Here is a 1,853-nt window from a genome sequence, read left to right as displayed (position 1 = left end):
CAGACCGCAAGAAAACTCCGTGCTTCAGGGCGGAGATGAATTGCGCATCTGGAAACGAAATCCGTCGGTCCACGCTGCCCGCGCTGCCCGTTGCCTATACGTTGATATTGCAAAACATCAACGTACCGAATGCCGAAGCGTCGCAGTGCACCACGCAAGCGTAATACCAACGAAAACCGCAAGGAAGTACGCTCGGCACGCCTGTCGGCGGTGCCCCAGGTCGCCAACGCGACGAAGCTCGCTGCCGTCCATCTGCGCATTGACCATGTCCGGACGCTGAAAAACCGGATCAGCGACTACGTTCATCAAGGCCTGCCCGCGTTGATTCGCTCACCGCCCGCGTTCAAGGCAGGTTATCAACAGTTCAGCGGTACCGGCGTGCTCAACGCGGGGGAGACGCAAACACTCTTTCATGGCATTTTCGGGGACTACGAGCGGGCGTGGGATCGACGCGTTCAGCAACGTCCATTCTTTGTGCAGGCGGGTTGGTCCGCCGACCGTTATGTCCGGCCAGTGACCCGTAAGGTGGGAGGCGTCATTCAGCTGATGTATCTCCCCGGCGCGCCGAAACCGGGCGATTTCTGCCTGAAGCGCCAGCAGACTGATCTCACACGCGCCTCTGCGTATCTATTGCGGGTCGGCGACCTCGCAACGTTCGACCCTGAACAGGTTAAGGACAAGGCGTTGCGCGCTGTAATGCGCAGGTTACAGGGCGCTCCCGAGATGTGGTCGCGTCTGTCTGCGCTGGTCGAAGCGCGCCGTGCCCGCGTGCTCGTCAGAATCAAACTGCAGCAATACCGGACGGGCACTCACACAATTCACCCGGAAATCGGCTCATCAGGGCTGGTCGTTGACGAGTCGAACCGAAAATACCCTACTTCCTCAAGGTCCGCAAAACAGATAGAAAGAAGGACGGCCACGTCTACCTCCCGCTGCTTGTCGACCGCAAAAGGATTGACCCGGCGGCACTGCGTACGAACGCCTCATTCCTGCTCAAGGCAAACGGGCGCAAGGTCGACGTCATTCTGACGGCCGAAGCAGACGCGCCGACGTTCGTGCCGCAGGGACGTACGCTCGGCATTGACGCAAACGCAAAGCACAACCTGTTGCACGATTCGGAAGGCCGGGCATATGACTACGACCGCCTGTACCTTGACTCACTGCTTGTCCTGCTCGAGAAGCTCGACCGGACCGGGAACCAGGAACTTCGACTACCGTGACCGGGGCCGCCTGCGCAAGCTGCTGCTGCGCAACGAGTGGAAGCTCAAGACGATGCTGTCGGCGTGGGTTAAAGGCTGGGCCGCTGAGGGCGTGACCGACGTTGTGCTCGAAGACCTGTCGATTTCGAAGGACGCGACATTCCTCCGGCACGAGCTGCACAATGTCAAATACAGCCGGCTCAACAGGCTGCTGCGACTGTCGTCGCTCAAGCCGTGGCTCGCGTCGATGTGCGAGAAACAACACATCCGCGTGCATACGACTCACGCGGCGTATTCGAGTCAGGAGTGCCCCGGGTGTCACACCATTGACCGGGACAATCGCAAGACGCAGGAAGAATTTGAATGTGTCGGCTGTGGCCTTACGGCCAATGCCGACACGAATGCCGCCATCAACCTCAACGCAAGGCTGACCGACGATGTTCTGCGGGAAGAATTGCACATAGTTGATGTTCACGGACGCCTCTCGCCGAAACCCATGCAATACAAGGCGGTGAAGCAGGCGTTGCTTGAGCGATGGCGAGACGCGACCGGTGGTTTAACTGAATCCCTTACACCGGTAGCGGAGTTTTACACGGCTCCATTGAAAATGGCGCTTCAAGGGGAAGCTCCGGCCTTCAGGCCGGGGTAGTTCAC

The 1,853-nt window shown here is 59.3% G+C and carries 2 protein-coding genes; both read left to right on the top strand.

Going from position 1 to position 1,853, the window contains the following annotated elements:
* Window positions 1-129 precede the first annotated feature (129 nt).
* Window positions 130-1,029, top strand: coding sequence for a hypothetical protein (locus tag H3V53_RS42920; protein WP_336602999.1), 900 nt, complete (start codon window positions 130-132; stop codon window positions 1,027-1,029).
* Window positions 1,030-1,131: 102 nt separating this feature from the next.
* Window positions 1,132-1,848 (top strand): zinc ribbon domain-containing protein, encoded by a 717-nt coding sequence (locus H3V53_RS42915; RefSeq protein ID WP_336602998.1) that lies wholly within the window; start codon window positions 1,132-1,134, stop codon window positions 1,846-1,848.
* Window positions 1,849-1,853: the final 5 nt, after the last annotated feature.

The organism is Paraburkholderia bengalensis (assembly GCF_037126505.1).
Classification (GTDB): Bacteria; Pseudomonadota; Gammaproteobacteria; order Burkholderiales; family Burkholderiaceae; genus Paraburkholderia; species Paraburkholderia bengalensis.
This window is presented reverse-complemented; position numbering and strand designations above follow the sequence as displayed.